The 15595-nt window shown below is 60.7% G+C and carries 9 protein-coding genes; 8 read left to right on the top strand and 1 reads right to left on the bottom strand.

Features of this window, described 5'->3' with window-relative positions:
* The first annotated feature begins 265 nt into the window (after positions 1-265).
* The 6 genes from recC to JTJ32_RS12540 all read left to right on the top strand — a co-directional run bounded on the left by recC (position 266) and on the right by JTJ32_RS12540 (position 11940).
* Entirely contained in the window at positions 266-3742 is a 3477-nt protein-coding gene (gene recC, locus JTJ32_RS12515) for an exodeoxyribonuclease V subunit gamma (protein WP_210042222.1), read from the top strand.
* Positions 3739-7431 (top strand): exodeoxyribonuclease V subunit beta, encoded by a 3693-nt coding sequence (recB, locus tag JTJ32_RS12520; protein ID WP_210042223.1) that lies wholly within the window; start codon positions 3739-3741, stop codon positions 7429-7431. Before recC ends, recB begins: the two co-directional genes overlap by 4 nt.
* Complete coding sequence (gene recD, locus JTJ32_RS12525; protein ID WP_210042224.1) at positions 7428-9521, top strand: exodeoxyribonuclease V subunit alpha; 2094 nt, start codon at positions 7428-7430, stop codon at positions 9519-9521. The genes recB and recD overlap by 4 nt, the downstream gene beginning before the upstream one ends.
* 152 nt (positions 9522-9673) lie before the next feature.
* Positions 9674-10312, top strand: a complete 639-nt coding sequence (locus JTJ32_RS12530; RefSeq protein WP_210042225.1) for a cysteine hydrolase family protein — start codon at positions 9674-9676, stop codon at positions 10310-10312.
* Positions 10313-10538: 226 nt separating this feature from the next.
* A complete protein-coding gene (locus tag JTJ32_RS12535; RefSeq protein WP_210042227.1) occupies positions 10539-11552 on the top strand; it encodes an isopenicillin N synthase family dioxygenase in 1014 nt (337 codons plus the stop codon).
* A 40-nt stretch (positions 11553-11592) separates the two neighbouring features.
* Complete coding sequence (locus tag JTJ32_RS12540; protein WP_328823972.1) at positions 11593-11940, top strand: VOC family protein; 348 nt, start codon at positions 11593-11595, stop codon at positions 11938-11940.
* Between the two features lie 34 nt (positions 11941-11974).
* On the opposite strand, the gene JTJ32_RS12545 is transcribed toward JTJ32_RS12540, so the two are convergent.
* Positions 11975-12970, bottom strand: a complete 996-nt coding sequence (locus JTJ32_RS12545; protein WP_210042229.1) for a LysR family transcriptional regulator — start codon at positions 12968-12970, stop codon at positions 11975-11977.
* A 159-nt stretch (positions 12971-13129) separates the two neighbouring features.
* Between JTJ32_RS12545 and JTJ32_RS12550 the strand changes: the two genes are divergently transcribed.
* Both JTJ32_RS12550 and mmsB read left to right on the top strand, forming a co-directional pair.
* Complete coding sequence (locus JTJ32_RS12550) at positions 13130-14656, top strand: CoA-acylating methylmalonate-semialdehyde dehydrogenase (protein ID WP_184321435.1); 1527 nt, start codon at positions 13130-13132, stop codon at positions 14654-14656.
* Positions 14657-14686: 30 nt separating this feature from the next.
* Positions 14687-15574, top strand: coding sequence for a 3-hydroxyisobutyrate dehydrogenase (mmsB, locus tag JTJ32_RS12555; protein ID WP_210042231.1), 888 nt, complete (start codon positions 14687-14689; stop codon positions 15572-15574).
* Positions 15575-15595: the final 21 nt, after the last annotated feature.

Below are 15595 nucleotides of genomic sequence, written 5' to 3' on the forward strand. Positions count from 1 at the left end.
TCGCCGATGGTAGTGTGGGGTTTCCCCATGTGAGAGTAGGTCATCGTCAAGATTCAATTCCAGAACCCCTCATCGCTCACGCGGTGAGGGGTTTTGTCTGTGTGGCGTCTGTAAAAGCCTTCTAACTCTTGCCGGTGATCCAGCGTTCAACCTGCTTCCGGCGATCAGGTTGCATACCCTGCCTTCAACTTGTGAGTGGCAATCCCTGGCGCTTGCCCTTATGGTTTGGCCTCAGGTTTCACTCGTTAACGTCAAGGAAGCAAGCATGCCCGTCACAACCTCGCTGAGCGCTGGCTTCATGGTGGTTCACGGCAACCGCCTGGATGAGCTGCGCAGTCTGGTTGTTTCCTGGATGCGGCGTTATCCCTTGGCCCCGCTGGAGAACGAGATTGCGTTGGTGCAGAGCAATGGCATCGCCCAATGGCTGAAGCTGGCTCTGGCCGAAGATGCTCAGGATGAGGACCTTGGTGGATGCGGTATCGCTGCCGCCATCGACGTTCAGTTGCCCGGCAGTTTCATGTGGAAGCTCTACCGGACAGTCCTGGGTCGAGACGAAATCCCCGAAACCTCTCTGCTCGACAAAGGCCCGCTGACCTGGCGACTCATGCGTCTGTTACCGGAGCTCATCCACCAGCCTCATTTCGAACCGCTGCAACGCTTCCTCACGGCAGACACCGATCTGCGCAAGCGCTATCAATTGTCGGAGCGTCTGTCGGATCTGTTCGACCAATATCAGGTATACCGCGCTGACTGGCTGGAAGACTGGGCAGCCGGGCGTCATCAACTGCGCAACGTAAGAGGTGAGCCCAAGCCGCTGACCGCTTCCAACTGCTGGCAAGCAGAGCTATGGCGAGCGCTATTGCACGATGTCGGTGCCGAAGGTATGGCCCAGAGTCGTGCAGGCGTGCATCAGCGTTTCATCGAGCGCATCAGCACGCTGACTGAAGCGCCTGCCGGACTGCCTGCGCGCGTCATCGTATTCGGCATTTCATCACTGCCCGCACAGGCGCTCGAAGCGCTCGCCGGATTGGCTCGATTCAGTCAGGTTTTGCTCTGCGTCCATAATCCATGCCGTCATCACTGGGCCGACATCGTTGCCGACAAAGACTTGCTGCGCCATCAGTACAAGCGTCAGGCACGCAAGGCCGGTATGCCACTGGTGCTCGACCCCGAGGCTCTGCACCAGCACGCGCATCCCTTGCTCGCTGCATGGGGCAAGCAGGGTCGTGACTACATCAATCTGCTCGACAGTCACGACGACCCGCGCAGCTATCGTGCCTCGTTCAAGGACGAGCGCATCGACCTGTTCAGCGAAAGCGAACCCAGGAACATTCTGAATCAACTGCAGGACGACATCCTTGAGCTGCGTCCTCTGGATGAAACGCGAGAGCTATGGCCAGCCGTAGACGCTCTGAAAGACCGCTCCATCCGCTTTCACGTTGCCCACAGCGCGCAACGGGAAGTCGAAGTGCTGCATGACCAGCTCCTGGCCCGTTTCAGTCGTGATCCCGAATTGCGTCCGCGTGATGTGATCGTCATGGTCCCGGACATCGACAGCTATGCGCCGCACATCCGCGCCGTTTTCGGCCAGATAGAACGCGATGATCGCCGCTTCATCCCGTTCACGCTGGCTGACCAGGGGCAGCGTGGCCGCGAGCCTTTACTGATCGCCGTCGAGCACCTGCTGAAACTGCCCGACAGCCGCTTCCCGGTCAGCGAGATTCTCGACCTGCTCGACGTCCCCGCGCTACGCGTACGCTTCCGGATTCAGGAGCGCGATCTGCCGACCCTGCATCGCTGGATCGAAGGCGCAGGCATCCGTTGGGGCTTGAATGCACCTCAACGTGCAGGGCTGGGTTTGCCGGATGCACTGGAGCAGAACAGCTGGCACTTCGGCCTGCGCCGCATGCTGCTCGGCTATGCCGTCGGTGCCGGTGCTGCTTACGAAGGGATCGAACCCTACGATGAAATCGGTGGGCTGGACGCCGCGTTGATCGGCCCGCTGGTGGCCCTGATTGACGCGTTGGAGGCCGCTCATGGCGAACTTTCGAAACCGGCCACCCCGACGCAATGGGGCGCTCGTCTGCAAGCTGTCCTGCAACTCTTCTTCGCCGCCGACAGTGAGCACGACGATTACCTGCTCGCCCAGCTCGAAACCCTGCGCGAAAGCTGGCTGGAGACCTGCGAAACCGTCGGTCTCATTGATGAACTGCCGTTGACGGTCGTTCGTGAAGCCTGGCTGGCCGGACTGGATCAGGGTCGGCTGTCCCAGCGCTTTCTGGCAGGTTCGGTCAACTTCTGCACGCTGATGCCCATGCGGGCAATTCCCTTCAAAGTGGTCTGTCTGCTGGGCATGAACGATGGTGATTACCCACGTGCCCAACCGCCGCTGGACTTCGACCTGATGGGCAGTGACTACCGCCCCGGCGATCGTTCGCGACGTGAAGACGACCGCTATCTTCTGCTGGAAGCACTGCTATCCGCCCGGGACCAGCTTTACATCAGTTGGGTCGGCCGCAGCATTCGTGACAACAGTGATCGGCCTGCATCGGTGCTGATCGGTCAGTTGCGGGATCATCTGGCCAGCGGGTGGAAGCTGGCCGGTGAGGCAGATGCAACCGGCAAGCTCGATGAGGGAGAAAGGCTGCTGAAAGCGTTGACGCTGGAGCATCCATTGCAGCCGTTCAGCGCCCATTATTTTCATGAAGGCACCGGCTATTTCAGTTTCGCCCGCGAATGGCGACTCCTGCATGAAACCGATGCCGTAGTGCCCGTTCAGGCTGTACTGCCAGCACACGAACAGGATGAGCCGCTGACCATCGCCCAATTGCAGGACTTTCTGCGCAACCCCGTTAAGCACTTTTTCAGCCAACGTCTGAAAATCTACTTTGAAGTTGCCGAAGCCCCGTTGGCCGATGAAGAACCCTTCGTGCTCGACGCGCTTGAGCGTTATGGTCTCAGCGACAGTCTGCTCAATGCCGCCATGGCCCAGCCGGACAATATCGATAGTGCGCTGCAGGCCCAGGCGCTCAAACTGCAAGCCAGCGGCCTGCTTCCGCTGGCAGGTTTCGGTACGTGTATGCAGCAGGAGTTGATAGAACCACTGCCCGATGTGCTCAGGCGTTATCAGGGCCTTTTGACGCTCTGGCCCGAGCCGCTGAGCAGCGCGCTGCCGATCAGTTTCAGCCATAACGGCGTGAGCATCGATGGCTGGCTGGGCGGTCTGCATCGCAACGGCCAGGGCGAGTTGCTGCTGATCACCGCGATTCCCAACAGCATTGGCTCGAAGAAGACCCGCAAGTGGCACAGGCTGATCCGGCCCTGGGTGAATCATCTGGTCGCCTGCGCCTGTGGATTGCCGCTGAGTACTGCGCTGGTGGCCAGTGATGAAACCCTGATGCTGGCTCCACTGGAAAAGGACGCCGCGGTCACGACCCTCAACCACCTGTTGATGGCTTGGCTGCGCGGCATGCAGCAGCCTTTGCCGGTTTCCGTGAAAACCGCATTCGCCTGGCTGGGACAGCCTTTGGACAAAGCCGAAGCCGCCGCTCGCAAAGCCTATGAAGGCGACGGCCAGACCACCGACGGTGAGCGTCGGGAAAGCACGGCGCTGGCCCGCCAATACCCGGATTTTGATGCCCTGATGGACAGCGAAGAATTTGCCGGCTGGTGCGATACACTCTACAAGCCGATCTACGACGCGCCCTGGCAATCGCTCTCCAGCGCGGAGGCCGGTGCATGAACGACGTGACGCTCCCACTGGCGCTGCGCTTTCCGTTGCGCGGCAGTCAACTGATCGAAGCCAGCGCCGGCACCGGCAAGACCTTCACCATCTCGGCGCTGTATTTGCGCCTGGTGTTGGGGCACGGTGATGAATCATCAGGCTTCGGCCGCGAATTGCTGCCGCCACAAATACTGGTGGTGACCTTTACCGACGCCGCGACCAAAGAATTGCGCGACCGGATTCGTACCCGACTCGCCGAGGCGGCGCGATTCTTTCGTGATGAAATCGACGCGCCCGATGACCTGATTGCCGAGTTACGCGAGCAATTCAGCGCTGAACTCTGGCCGAGCTGTGCCAATCGGCTCGACATCGCGGCGCAGTGGATGGACGAGGCCGCGGTGTCCACGATCCACAGTTGGTGCCAGCGCATGTTGCGCGAGCACGCCTTCGACAGTGGCAGTCTGTTCACCCAGACCCTGGAAACCGATCACAGCGATCTGTTGGGCGAAGTGCTGCGCGATTACTGGCGTCGATTCTGTTATCCCATGAGCGGCGATGCGCTGAACTGGGTACGTGAACACTGGAGCGGTCCAGCGGCCCTGTTACCCCGCGTGCGGGGGCTTTTCGGGCGTGAGCGCACTCTCGGCACTCAAGAGCCCGCCGAGTTGATCGCCGCGTCCCTTTTGGAGCGTCGTAAGGCACTGGCCGCGCTGAAAGCACCCTGGACCGTCTGGACCGCTGAACTGCAAGCGATCTGCATGGACGGCGTGGCCCGCAAGATTGTCGACGGCCGCAAGATGCAGGAGCGCTACTTCAGACCCTGGTTCGAGAAGCTTGCCGCTTGGGCAGCCGACGAAACGGTTGAGGCACTGGACCTGGGCACCGGTTTCACCCGACTGACACCCGAAGGCATTGCCGAAGCATGGAAAAGCGACCCGCCTTCGCACCCGGCCTTCGACGCAATGCAAGCGCTCAAGGCCGCGCTTGATGGTTTGCCGAAGCCCGATGCCGCAGTGTTGCAACATGCTGCGCAGTGGGTCAGCGCGCGTTTTGAAGAAGAGAAGCGTCGCCGTGCGGAAATGGGCTTCGACGACATGTTGCTGCGGCTCGACAGCGCCTTGCACGGCGCCGGCGGTGAGCGACTGGCGACCCTGATTCGCGAACAGTTTCCCGTCGCATTGATCGACGAATTTCAGGACACTGATCCTGTGCAATACCGCATCTTCGAGAGCATCTATCGCCTTGAAGACAACGATGAACAGACCGGCCTGTTTCTGATCGGCGACCCCAAACAGGCGATCTACGCGTTCCGAGGTGCAGACATCTACACCTACCTGCGCGCCCGTCAGGCCACCTCGGGTCGCTGGCACACGCTGGACACCAACTACCGCTCCAGCCATGCGATGGTCGCGTCGGTCAACCATGTGTTCGAACGCGCCGAGTTGCGTCCGGAAGGGCGCGGCGCGTTTCTGTTCCGGGAAGGCGAACACAATCCCGTGCCATTTTCCAAAGCGCTGGCTCAAGGGCGCAAGGAGACGCTACAGGTTGATGGCGCAGCGCTCGCGGCATTGACGGTCTGGCGTCTGGAAAGCGATCAACCGGTATCCGGCGTTGCTTATCGTCAACAACTGGCGGCCAGTTGCGCGAGTGAGATCGTGCGACTGCTCAATGCAGGTCAGCAAGGTCTCGCCGGGTTTGCCGCGCCAGATAAGGCGCTGCGTGGCCTGCGTCCCGCCGACATCGCCATTCTGGTGCGTGACGGCAAGGAAGCCCAGGCTGTGCGCAACGAGCTTTCGGCGCGCGGCGTGCGCAGCGTCTATCTGTCGGACAAGGACTCCGTGTTCGCCGCGCAGGAAGCGCACGACCTGCTGTCGTGGCTCAAGGCCTGTGCCGAACCCGATTCGGAGCGCACGCTGCGGGCCGCACTGGCCTGTATCACCCTCGACCTGCCGCTGGCCGAGCTGGAGCGCCTGAATCAGGACGAACTGGCCTGGGAACGTCGCGTCATGCAGTTCCGTGGCTATCGCGCCATCTGGCGCACTCAGGGCGTGCTGCCGATGCTGCGTCGTCTGCTGCATGACTTCGCCTTGCCACAGACACTCATGACCCGCACCGATGGCGAGCGTGTGCTGACCAATCTGTTGCACCTGTCCGAACTGCTGCAACAGGCTGCTGCCGAACTCGATGGCGAACAGGCCCTGATTCGTCACCTCGGTGATCATCTGGCGCTGTCCGGCCAGGCGGGCGAAGAGCAGATCCTGCGCCTGGAAAGCGACGAGCAACTGGTCAAGGTCGTGACCATTCACAAGTCCAAAGGGTTGCAATATCCGCTGGTGTTCCTGCCGTTCATCTGCTCTTCGAAGCCTGTGGACGGCAGTCGCCTGCCGTTGCAGTTTCACGATGCCGACGGTCATGCGCAGATCAGTCTGCAGCCCACCGAAGCGTTGATTCAGCAGTCGGACGACGAGCGTCTGGCCGAAGATCTGCGACTGCTCTACGTCGCCCTGACCCGCTCGGAACACGCCTGCTGGCTGGGCGTCGCAGACCTCAAGCGCGGCAACGCCAACAGCTCGATGCTGCACCGTTCGGCGCTGGGTTACCTGCTGGGTGGAGGCGCGGTGCTTAGTGAGTCGGCTGATCTGAACGTCTGGCTGCGTGATCTGCATGCGGGCTGCGAGGCCATTGCGCTGCAGCCTGTGCCCGAACCGACCGGCGAAACTTTCAGCGCGCCGCGTAACGAAGCCTCGCTGCTCAAGCCGCTGGTCCCCAAACGGCGTGCTGCCGAAAACTGGTGGATCGCCTCGTACAGTGCGCTGCGCATCGGCGACACGATCACCGCCGGTGCCGACCAGTCTCCGGACAGCCCGCAGGCGCAGAAACTGTTCGATGACGAACGCCTTGACCCGCAAGCGCCTCGCGACGTGCCAGCCAGTGGCGGCGATATCCATCGCTTCCCGCGGGGTCCGAACCCCGGCACCTTTCTGCACGGTCTGCTGGAATGGGCGGGCAACGATGGCTTTGCGCAGGCTGCCAGTAACCCCGAGCGTCTCGAGGATGCGGTCGCCAGACGCTGCAACCGCCGCGGCTGGGAAGGCTGGATCAACACCCTGTGCTACTGGCTGCAGCATGTGCTGAACATGCCGCTGCGTCTGTCACCGGATACTGCGCTGGTTGCGCTGGGCGAGCTGGATCAACCCAATCAATATCGCGTCGAGATGGAATTCTGGTTCGCCAGCAATCAGGTCGACGTCAGGCAGATGGACGCCCTCGTGCGTCGTTTTACCCACGACAACGCGCCACGCGCTGCCACCGAAACCGTCTCGCTCAACGGCATGTTCAAAGGCTTCATCGACCTGACGTTCGAACACCAGGGGCGTTATTACGTTGCCGACTACAAGTCCAACTGGCTGGGTCCGGATGAGACCGCCTACACGGAGCTGGCGATGGAGGCCTCGATTCTCGACAACCGCTATGACCTGCAATACGTGCTCTATCTGCTGGCCTTGCACCGACAGCTCAAGGCGCGGCTGGCCGATTACGACTATGACCAGCATATGGGCGGCGCGCTGTACCTGTTCCTGCGCGGCGCCCATGCGTCCACTCAAGGCGCGTATTTCACCCGGCCGCCGCGTGAGCTGATCGAAAGCCTGGACCTGCTCTTTCAGGGCAAACCCGTACCGCAGGCATTGTCAGGAGCCTTCGCATGACTCGCTCGTTCGAAGAGCTGTTGCCCACCGCGCTGAATGACGTCAGCCTCACAGACCTGAGCCCGCTGCACCGCGTTCAGGATTTGCTGATCCTTCTGGAACGCTGGGTCGAGCGAGGCTGGTTGCGCGCACTGGACCGCGCTTTCGTGGCATTTCTCAGTGACCTCGATCCGCAGGCCGATCCGCTGGTGCTGGTCGCCGCCGCGCTGACCAGCCATCAATTGGGACACGGCCATGTGTGTCTCGACCTGTACGAAACATTGAAAGAGCCCGATTTCGCCCTTTCTTTGCCGCCGGAAGGCGATTTGCAAAGCGGGCCGATGCTGTTGCCTTCGCAGCTGCTGGCAGCACTGGACGGTGCTGCATGGTGTCAGGCACTGGCGGACAGCATTCTGGTGGCGCGTGCAGAAGACTCCAGCGTCGAGGCGCTGCAGAAGCCCTTGGTGCTGTCGGATCGACGCCTTTACCTGCGCCGCTATTGGACCTACGAGCGGCGCATCGCGGCGGCGTTGCGTCAGCGGCTGGCGCAGGACGAAGCGCCGCCGACAGAGCTGGCGCGGCGTCTCGAGGCCTTGTTCGGCGCGGCCAACCCTGCGCCGGACGCCATCATCGACTGGCAGAAACTGGCCTGCGCGCTGGCTACGCGTCGAGCTTTCAGCATCATCACTGGCGGACCCGGCACCGGCAAGACCACCACCGTGGTGCGCTTGCTGGCGTTGCTGCAAGCGCCTGCCGTGCAGAGCGGCCAGCCTTTACGCATCCGTCTGGCAGCGCCGACCGGCAAGGCGGCGGCGCGATTGACCGAGTCCATCAGCCAGCAGGTGCAGAGTCTGGATGTCAGCGCCGAGGTGCGGCAGAGGATTCCTGCCGAGGTCACCACGGTTCACCGCTTGCTGGGCAGTCGTCCCGGCACGCGGCACTTTCGTCATCACGCAGGCAACCCGCTGCCGCTGGACGTGCTGGTGGTCGACGAAGCATCGATGATCGATCTGGAAATGATGGCCAATCTGCTGGACGCATTGCCAACCCATGCACGAATGGTCCTGCTGGGCGACAAGGATCAGTTAGCCTCCGTCGAAGCAGGTGCGGTACTCGGCGACCTGTGTCGCGACGCTGAAGAAGGCTTTTACAGCCCCGAAACCCAAGCCTGGCTGGAAGCCGTCAGCGGCGAGCAACTGGACAAGGGCGGTCTGCGTCAGGGCGATGCGCAACAGCATCCATTGGCGCAACAAGTGGTGATGTTGCGTCACTCGCGCCGTTTCGGGCAGGGCAGCGGTATCGGACAACTGGCGCGACTGGTCAACCAGCAACAGGACCAACAGGCGCGTGCGCTGCTGGCGGCAGGCAGTCACAGTGACCTTTTCGCACTGGCGCTCAAAGGCGAGCAAGACCTCAAGTTCGAACGTCTTGTACTCGACGGCCTCGGCAAAGGTGAGCAGGGACCGCAAGGCTATCGGCATTATTTGAACGTGTTGGCCGACGAACGCCCTGCACCAGGCTCGACCCTCGATGACCAATGCTGGACTGTGTGGGCACGCTCCGTGCTGGAGGCATTCGATTCGTTTCAACTGCTCTGCGCCGTCCGCAAAGGTCCTTGGGGCGTGGAGGGCTTGAACCAGCGCATCACCCACGCGCTGTTCGCTGCCAATCTGATCGAAAGCGAGCAACAGTGGTACGAGGGCCGCCCTGTACTCATGACCCACAACGACTACGGCCTGGGTCTGATGAACGGCGACATCGGCATCACCCTGCGTCTGCCGGAACGGGAAGGCGAACACACGCAGGTCCTGCGCGTGGCGTTCCCACGTAACGATGGCAGCGGCGGCGTGCGCTTCGTCCTGCCCAGCCGACTCAACGAAGTCGAAACCGTCTACGCCATGACCGTCCACAAATCCCAAGGCTCTGAATTCGCTCACACCGCGCTGATCCTCCCCGAAGCCCTGAACCCGGTGCTGACCAAGGAACTGATCTACACCGGCATCACCCGTGCCAAACATTGGTTCAGCCTGATCGAGCCCCGGCAGGGCGTGTTCGAAGAAGCACTGCGGCGCAAGGTGAAACGATTGAGTGGGTTGATGTTGGGGCTTTGAAGGTCTGCTCACCGCGCAGCGTCGATACTTTTTTTGGGGGGCTGCGAGATGGGCGGTCACCCCGATATATCGTTCGTCACGGCATATGCCGACAGCACGGTTATTGCTTGGCAAGTCTCTCCAGCCTGTCAGGCTCAACCGAGATGAATCCCATGAGCAAGCCCCTCGTCCAGTGGTCGATCAACCTGCGCAGAACTGCGGTCATCGTCGTGGATATGCAAAAAGTCTTCTGTGAGCCCGCAGGTGCGTTGTACGTAAAAAATACCGCTGACATTGTCCGGCCCATTCAAGGGCTGCTGAACGCCGCACGCGCGGGTGGGGTGATGGTGGTTTATCTGCGTCACATTGTGCGCGGTGATGGTTCGGATACCGGGCGCATGCGCGATTTATACCCCAACGTGGACCAGATCCTCGCGCGGCATGACCCGGACGTCGAGGTTATCGAAGCGCTCGCGCCTGAGCCAGGTGACGTGATTATCGACAAGCTGTTCTACAGCGGTTTCCATAACACGGACCTGGACACCGTGTTGCGTGCGCGGGATGTCGATACCATCATCGTCTGCGGCACGGTCACCAACGTGTGTTGCGAAACCACGATCAGGGACGGCGTGCACCGCGAGTACAAGGTCATCGCCCTGAGCGATGCCAATGCGGCAATGGACTACCCGGATGTCGGATTCGGTGCTGTATCCGCCGAGGACGTTCAGCGCATATCGATGACGACGATTGCTTATGAGTTCGGTGAAGTCACCACGACTGCCGACGTCATTCAGCGTATTGAAACTGCCTAGAAACAGTGGACGAGCGTGTGCGCAGTTGTGGCCCGTTTTCCGTCACTGCGCCTTCAAACCATGCACTCCGTTTCAGACCATTTGATCCGGTCCGATGGCACGGAAAGCTAACGTTTTGTCTGCGTTATGAATTTCTCCAGTGGCATGGTTTCTGCTCACGCCTCGATGACCTTCACCCTTGGAGGCCAGCCTTTTCCGAATCCTGTCAGCGAGAGGAATCAGCCGTATGACTCTGCAATATGTGCCCATCGTTAACCTGGCCCCGTATTTTTCAGGAGAACCGGACGGCAAGGCAGCCGTGGCGCAGGCAGTCAATCAGGCGTGCAAGGACATCGGTTTTCTGGTGATCACCGAGCACCGGATTCCCAAGGAGCTTATAGACAGGGTGTCGCGTCTGACCCGGCAGTTCTTTGATTTACCCTTGGCTGAAAAGCGCAAGGTTGACCGACCCAGCCCGGAGATGGTGCGTGGTTACAGCGCGATAGCCGAAGAGAGCCTGTCGTATTCGCTGGAGGAAAGTGCGCCGGGGGACCTCAAAGAGTCCTTCTCCATCGGGCCGAGCAACGTGCCGGATGACGATTACTACCACAACGCCGAAGCGGGTTCGCACTTCGCCCCCAATGTCTGGCCTTCGCAAGCATTGCTGCCTGGATTCAAAGAGGCGTATCAAGCCTACTTCGACGCCATGAGCGAACTGGCCCAGTCGCTGATGCGCCTGTTTGCCCTGGCGCTGGAACTGGACGAACATTTTTTCGACGACAGGATTGACCGGCATATCAGCATGTTTCGCAGCCTCAGCTATCCGGACATCAAAACCGAAGTCGAGGCAGGGCAGTTACGGGCCAGTGCGCATACCGACTATGGCAGCCTGACCATCGTGCGTCCCGACAACGCGCTGGGCGGTCTGCAAGTGCGCAATCAGCAAGGCGAGTGGGTCGATGTGCCGTATGTCGAGAATGGTTTTGTCGTCAACATCGGCGACCTGATGATGCAGTGGACCAACGACCAGTGGATTTCCACGTTGCATCGCGTCGTCAACCCGCCGGTGACCAGTGAGCAGGACAACCGGCGTCAGTCGCTGGTGTTCTTCCATCAGCCTAACTACGACACCTTGATCGAGTGTCTGCCAGGCTGCCTGCCGGATGGCGCCACGCCTCGGCATGCGCCGGTCACTTCGGGCGATCACTTGCTGTCCAAGTTCGTCAAACAGACTACCTTCGGCGGCAGCAAGGTGGCCTGACATGAACTCACTGTCTTACGTCAACGTGTTCGCCTAGGACATCGTTCGCCTGAGCACCTTCTACTCGGAGCTGTTCGGCTTCCCCGAAATCGAAGCCATCAGATCGCCGATCTTTCGCGGGCTGGACACAGGCCAATCCAGCATCGGTTTCAATGCGCTCGACGCCTATGAGTTGCTGGGCCTCAACGAGTTCGCGGGCAGCAGCGGGTGCAAGTTCCTGCTCAACATCGACGTCTCGGAACAAGCCGAAGTGGATCGACTTGTGCCGCTCGCGGTAGAGCAGGGCGCGACGCTGATCAAGGCACCATACCTGACCTATTACAACTGGTATCAGGCCGTGCTGCTGGACCCTGAGCGGAATGTTTTCAGGATCAACTTTATGCTTTGAAACGCTCCGGTCTCGGGCCAAAAGGGCGGCTGGCTCAACACGGCCTATATGCCGCCTTCTCATCATGAGCGGCCAACGGCCTTAAGTCCTTGAAACACGGGGTCGCTGTCTCGCCCAACAATAACCCCCGGTTCATCTCCGTCACCTCCCTCACGTAATCCCACAACACCGTAATCCGCTTCAACTTCCTCAAGTCCTCCCGGCAGTACATCCAGAACTGCCGAATGATCTCCACTTCATCTCTCAGCACCGGCACCAGTCGCGGATCCTGCGATGCCAGAAAGCACGGCAGGATTGCCAGTGCGCGGCCCTGCAGGGCGGCGGTGTATTGGGCGATGACGCTGGTGCTGCGCAGTTGCGCCTGGGCGTTGGGGAGCAGGTTGCCGAGGTAGAGCAGTTCGGAGCTGAAGGCCAGGTCGTCGACGTAGCTGATGAACGGGTGTTGGCTCAGGTCTTCCTTGCGCTGGATCGGCGGGTGGTTGTCCAGATAGTCCTGCGTGGCGTACAGGCGCAGGCTGTAGTCGCAGAGTTTGCAGCACACGTACGACCCGTGTTCGGGGCGTTCGAGGGCGATGACGATGTCGGCTTCGCGTTTGGACAGGCTGATGAAGTGTGGCAGCGGCAGGATGTCGACCGAGATGCTGGGGTAGGCGTCCAGGAAGTGGCTCAGTTGCGGCGTGATGAAGAAGCTGCCGAAACCTTCGGTGCAGCCTATGCGGATGTGTCCGGACAGCGCCACGCTTGAGCCGGAGACCTGTTCGCAGGCCAGGTGCAGCGTGCTTTCGATGGACTCGGCGTAACCCAGCAGGCGCTGACCTTCGGCGGTCATGATGAAGCCGTTGTTGCGGGACTTTTCGAACAGCAATGTGCCGAGCGAGTTTTCCAGCGAGGTGATGCGTCGCGACACGGTGGTGTAGTCCACCGCCAGACGCTTGGCGGCGCTGCTGACTTTTCGGGTGCGCGCCACTTCAAGGAAAAACTTCAGGTCATCCCAGTTCAACAGCCCCAAGGATGTGATGTTTTTTTGCATGTTCAGCCTGCTTTTATGTGCGTTCTTGTTAGAAGTTTGCACATCTATACTCCAAAGCACGCCCTCTGACCATCCAACAACAACGCTGTCAGGGAGACCGTGACGGCCGCGCCTCGAGCGCCTGGTGAGTCCGGTGTGCCTGAAGGGAGAACGGTTGAAATGAACGCCTCATTGAACAAGAACAACACGGCCGTGGCTCGCGTGAAACTGCTGATCGACGGCGAATGGGTCGACTCGCAAAGCAACGAGTGGCAGGACATCGTCAACCCGGCGACGCAGGAAGTGCTCGCGCAAGTGCCATTTGCCACGCCGGACGAATTGAACGCGGCAGTGGCTGCTGCGCAAAAGGCGTATCGCACCTGGCGGGAAACACCCATTGGTGCGCGCATGCGCATCATGCTCAAGCTGCAGGCGCTGATTCGAGAACACTCCAAACGTATCGCGGCAGTGCTCAGTGCCGAGCAGGGCAAAACGCTCGCCGATGCCGAGGGCGATATTTTCCGTGGACTGGAAGTGGTCGAGCATGCCTGTTCAATCGGCACGTTACAGATGGGCGAATTTGCCGAGAACGTAGCCAGTGGTGTGGACACTTACACGCTGCGCCAGCCCATCGGCGTCTGCGCCGGGATCACGCCGTTCAACTTTCCCGCGATGATCCCGCTGTGGATGTTTCCTATGGCTATCGCCTGCGGCAACACCTTTGTGCTCAAGCCTTCTGAACAGGACCCGCTGTCGACCATGCTGCTCGTCGAACTGGCGGTCGAGGCGGGCATTCCGGCCGGTGTGCTCAATGTGGTGCACGGCGGCAAAGAGGTCGTTGACGCGATCTGCACGCATCAGGACATCAAAGCCATTTCCTTCGTCGGCTCGACGGCCGTTGGCACCCATGTGTATGACCTGGCGGGGCAGCACGGCAAGCGCGTACAGGCGATGATGGGTGCAAAGAACCACGCGGTGGTGCTGCCTGACGCCAACCGCGAGCAAACCCTTAACGCACTGGTGGGCGCAGGTTTTGGTGCGGCCGGGCAGCGCTGCATGGCGACCTCGGTGGTGGTGCTGGTCGGCGCATCCAGGCAGTGGCTGCCGGACCTCAAGGCGCTGGCGCAGAAGCTCAAGGTCAATGCCGGTCATGAGCCGGGTACCGACATCGGTCCTGTTATTTCACGACGCGCCCGACAGCGCATCGTCGACCTGATTGAAAGTGGCGTACGTGAAGGCGCGACGCTGGAGTTGGACGGCCGGGACATTTCAGTGCCGGGCTATGAGGGTGGCAATTTCGTCGGGCCGACACTGTTTTCGGGCGTCACCACCGACATGCAGATCTACACCCAGGAAATCTTCGGCCCAGTGCTGGTGGTGATCGAGGTGAATACGCTGGACGAGGCCATCGCGCTGGTGAACGCCAACCCCTTCGGCAACGGCACCGGGCTGTTCACCCAGAGCGGTGCGGCGGCGCGCAAATTTCAGAGTGAAATCGACGTCGGCCAGGTGGGTATCAATATCCCGATTCCGGTCCCGGTGCCGTTTTTCAGCTTCACCGGTTCGCGGGGTTCCAAGCTGGGCGATCTGGGGCCGTACGGCAAACAGGTGGTGCAGTTCTACACTCAGACCAAGACCGTTACCAGTCGCTGGTTCGATGATGACAGCGTGAATGACGGCGTGAATACCACGATCAATCTGCGCTGAGCCCAAGCAGTTCCGCGAAGGAGAATAACAATGAACATTGCATTCATCGGCCTGGGCAACATGGGCGCGCCCATGGCTCGCAATCTGATCAAGGCCGGGCACTCGTTACACGTGTTTGATCTGAACACGACTGTACTGGCCGAGTTCGCCGAACTGGGCGCGCAGATCAGCGATTCGCCCAGGCAGGCAGCGCAGGGCAGCTCACTGGTCATCACCATGCTGCCCGCAGCAGCTCATGTGCGCAGTGTGTACCTGAATGATGACGGCGTGCTGAAAGGCATCGCTCCCGGTACGCCTGCGGTTGATTGCAGCACCATCGATCCACAGACCATCCGTGACATTGCCGCTGTGGCTGCGCAGCAAGGCGTGGTGCTGGGTGACGCGCCGGTCTCGGGCGGCACTGGCGGCGCGCAGGCGGGCACCCTGACGTTCATGGTGGGCGGTTCACCTGAACATTTCGCAACGCTCAAACCTGTGCTGGAACAGATGGGCCGTAACATCGTGCACTGTGGCGAAGTCGGCACCGGTCAGATCGCCAAGATCTGCAACAACATGCTGTTGGCGATCTCGATGATCGGCGTGTCGGAATCGATGGCGCTGGGCAATGCGCTGGGCATCGATACGCAGGTCCTGGCCAATATCATCAACACCTCGACCGGTCGCTGCTGGAGTTCTGAAGCCTACAACCCGTGGCCGGGCGTGGTCGAAACCGCTCCTGCATCGCGAGGGTACACCGGTGGGTTCGGAGCCGAACTGATGCTCAAGGACCTGGGGCTGGCAACCGAGGCGGCAAGGTCGGTGCAGCAGCCGGTGATTCTGGGGGCTGTCGCGCATCAGCTGTATCAGGCCATGAGCTTGCGTGGCGAAGGTGGGAAAGATTTTTCGGCGATCGTCGAGGGGTATCGCAGGAAGAGCTGAGATTCTTGTCACATATTGTCC

Source organism: Pseudomonas alliivorans (assembly GCF_017826695.1).
In the GTDB taxonomy this organism is placed as follows: domain Bacteria; phylum Pseudomonadota; class Gammaproteobacteria; order Pseudomonadales; family Pseudomonadaceae; genus Aquipseudomonas; species Aquipseudomonas alliivorans.

What these genes read in the sequence shown, in the direction of transcription:
- recC (WP_210042222.1), top strand. Translation starts at nt 266, where the DNA reads ATGCCCGTCACAACCTCGCTGAGCGCTGGCTTCATGGTGGTTCACGGC.
- recB (WP_210042223.1), top strand. Translation starts at nt 3,739, where the DNA reads ATGAACGACGTGACGCTCCCACTGGCGCTGCGCTTTCCGTTGCGCGGC.
- recD (WP_210042224.1), top strand. Translation starts at nt 7,428, where the DNA reads ATGACTCGCTCGTTCGAAGAGCTGTTGCCCACCGCGCTGAATGACGTC.
- JTJ32_RS12530 (WP_210042225.1), top strand. Translation starts at nt 9,674, where the DNA reads ATGAGCAAGCCCCTCGTCCAGTGGTCGATCAACCTGCGCAGAACTGCG.
- JTJ32_RS12535 (WP_210042227.1), top strand. Translation starts at nt 10,539, where the DNA reads ATGACTCTGCAATATGTGCCCATCGTTAACCTGGCCCCGTATTTTTCA.
- JTJ32_RS12545 (WP_210042229.1), bottom strand. Translation starts at nt 12,970, where the DNA reads ATGCAAAAAAACATCACATCCTTGGGGCTGTTGAACTGGGATGACCTG.
- JTJ32_RS12550 (WP_184321435.1), top strand. Translation starts at nt 13,130, where the DNA reads ATGAACGCCTCATTGAACAAGAACAACACGGCCGTGGCTCGCGTGAAA.
- mmsB (WP_210042231.1), top strand. Translation starts at nt 14,687, where the DNA reads ATGAACATTGCATTCATCGGCCTGGGCAACATGGGCGCGCCCATGGCT.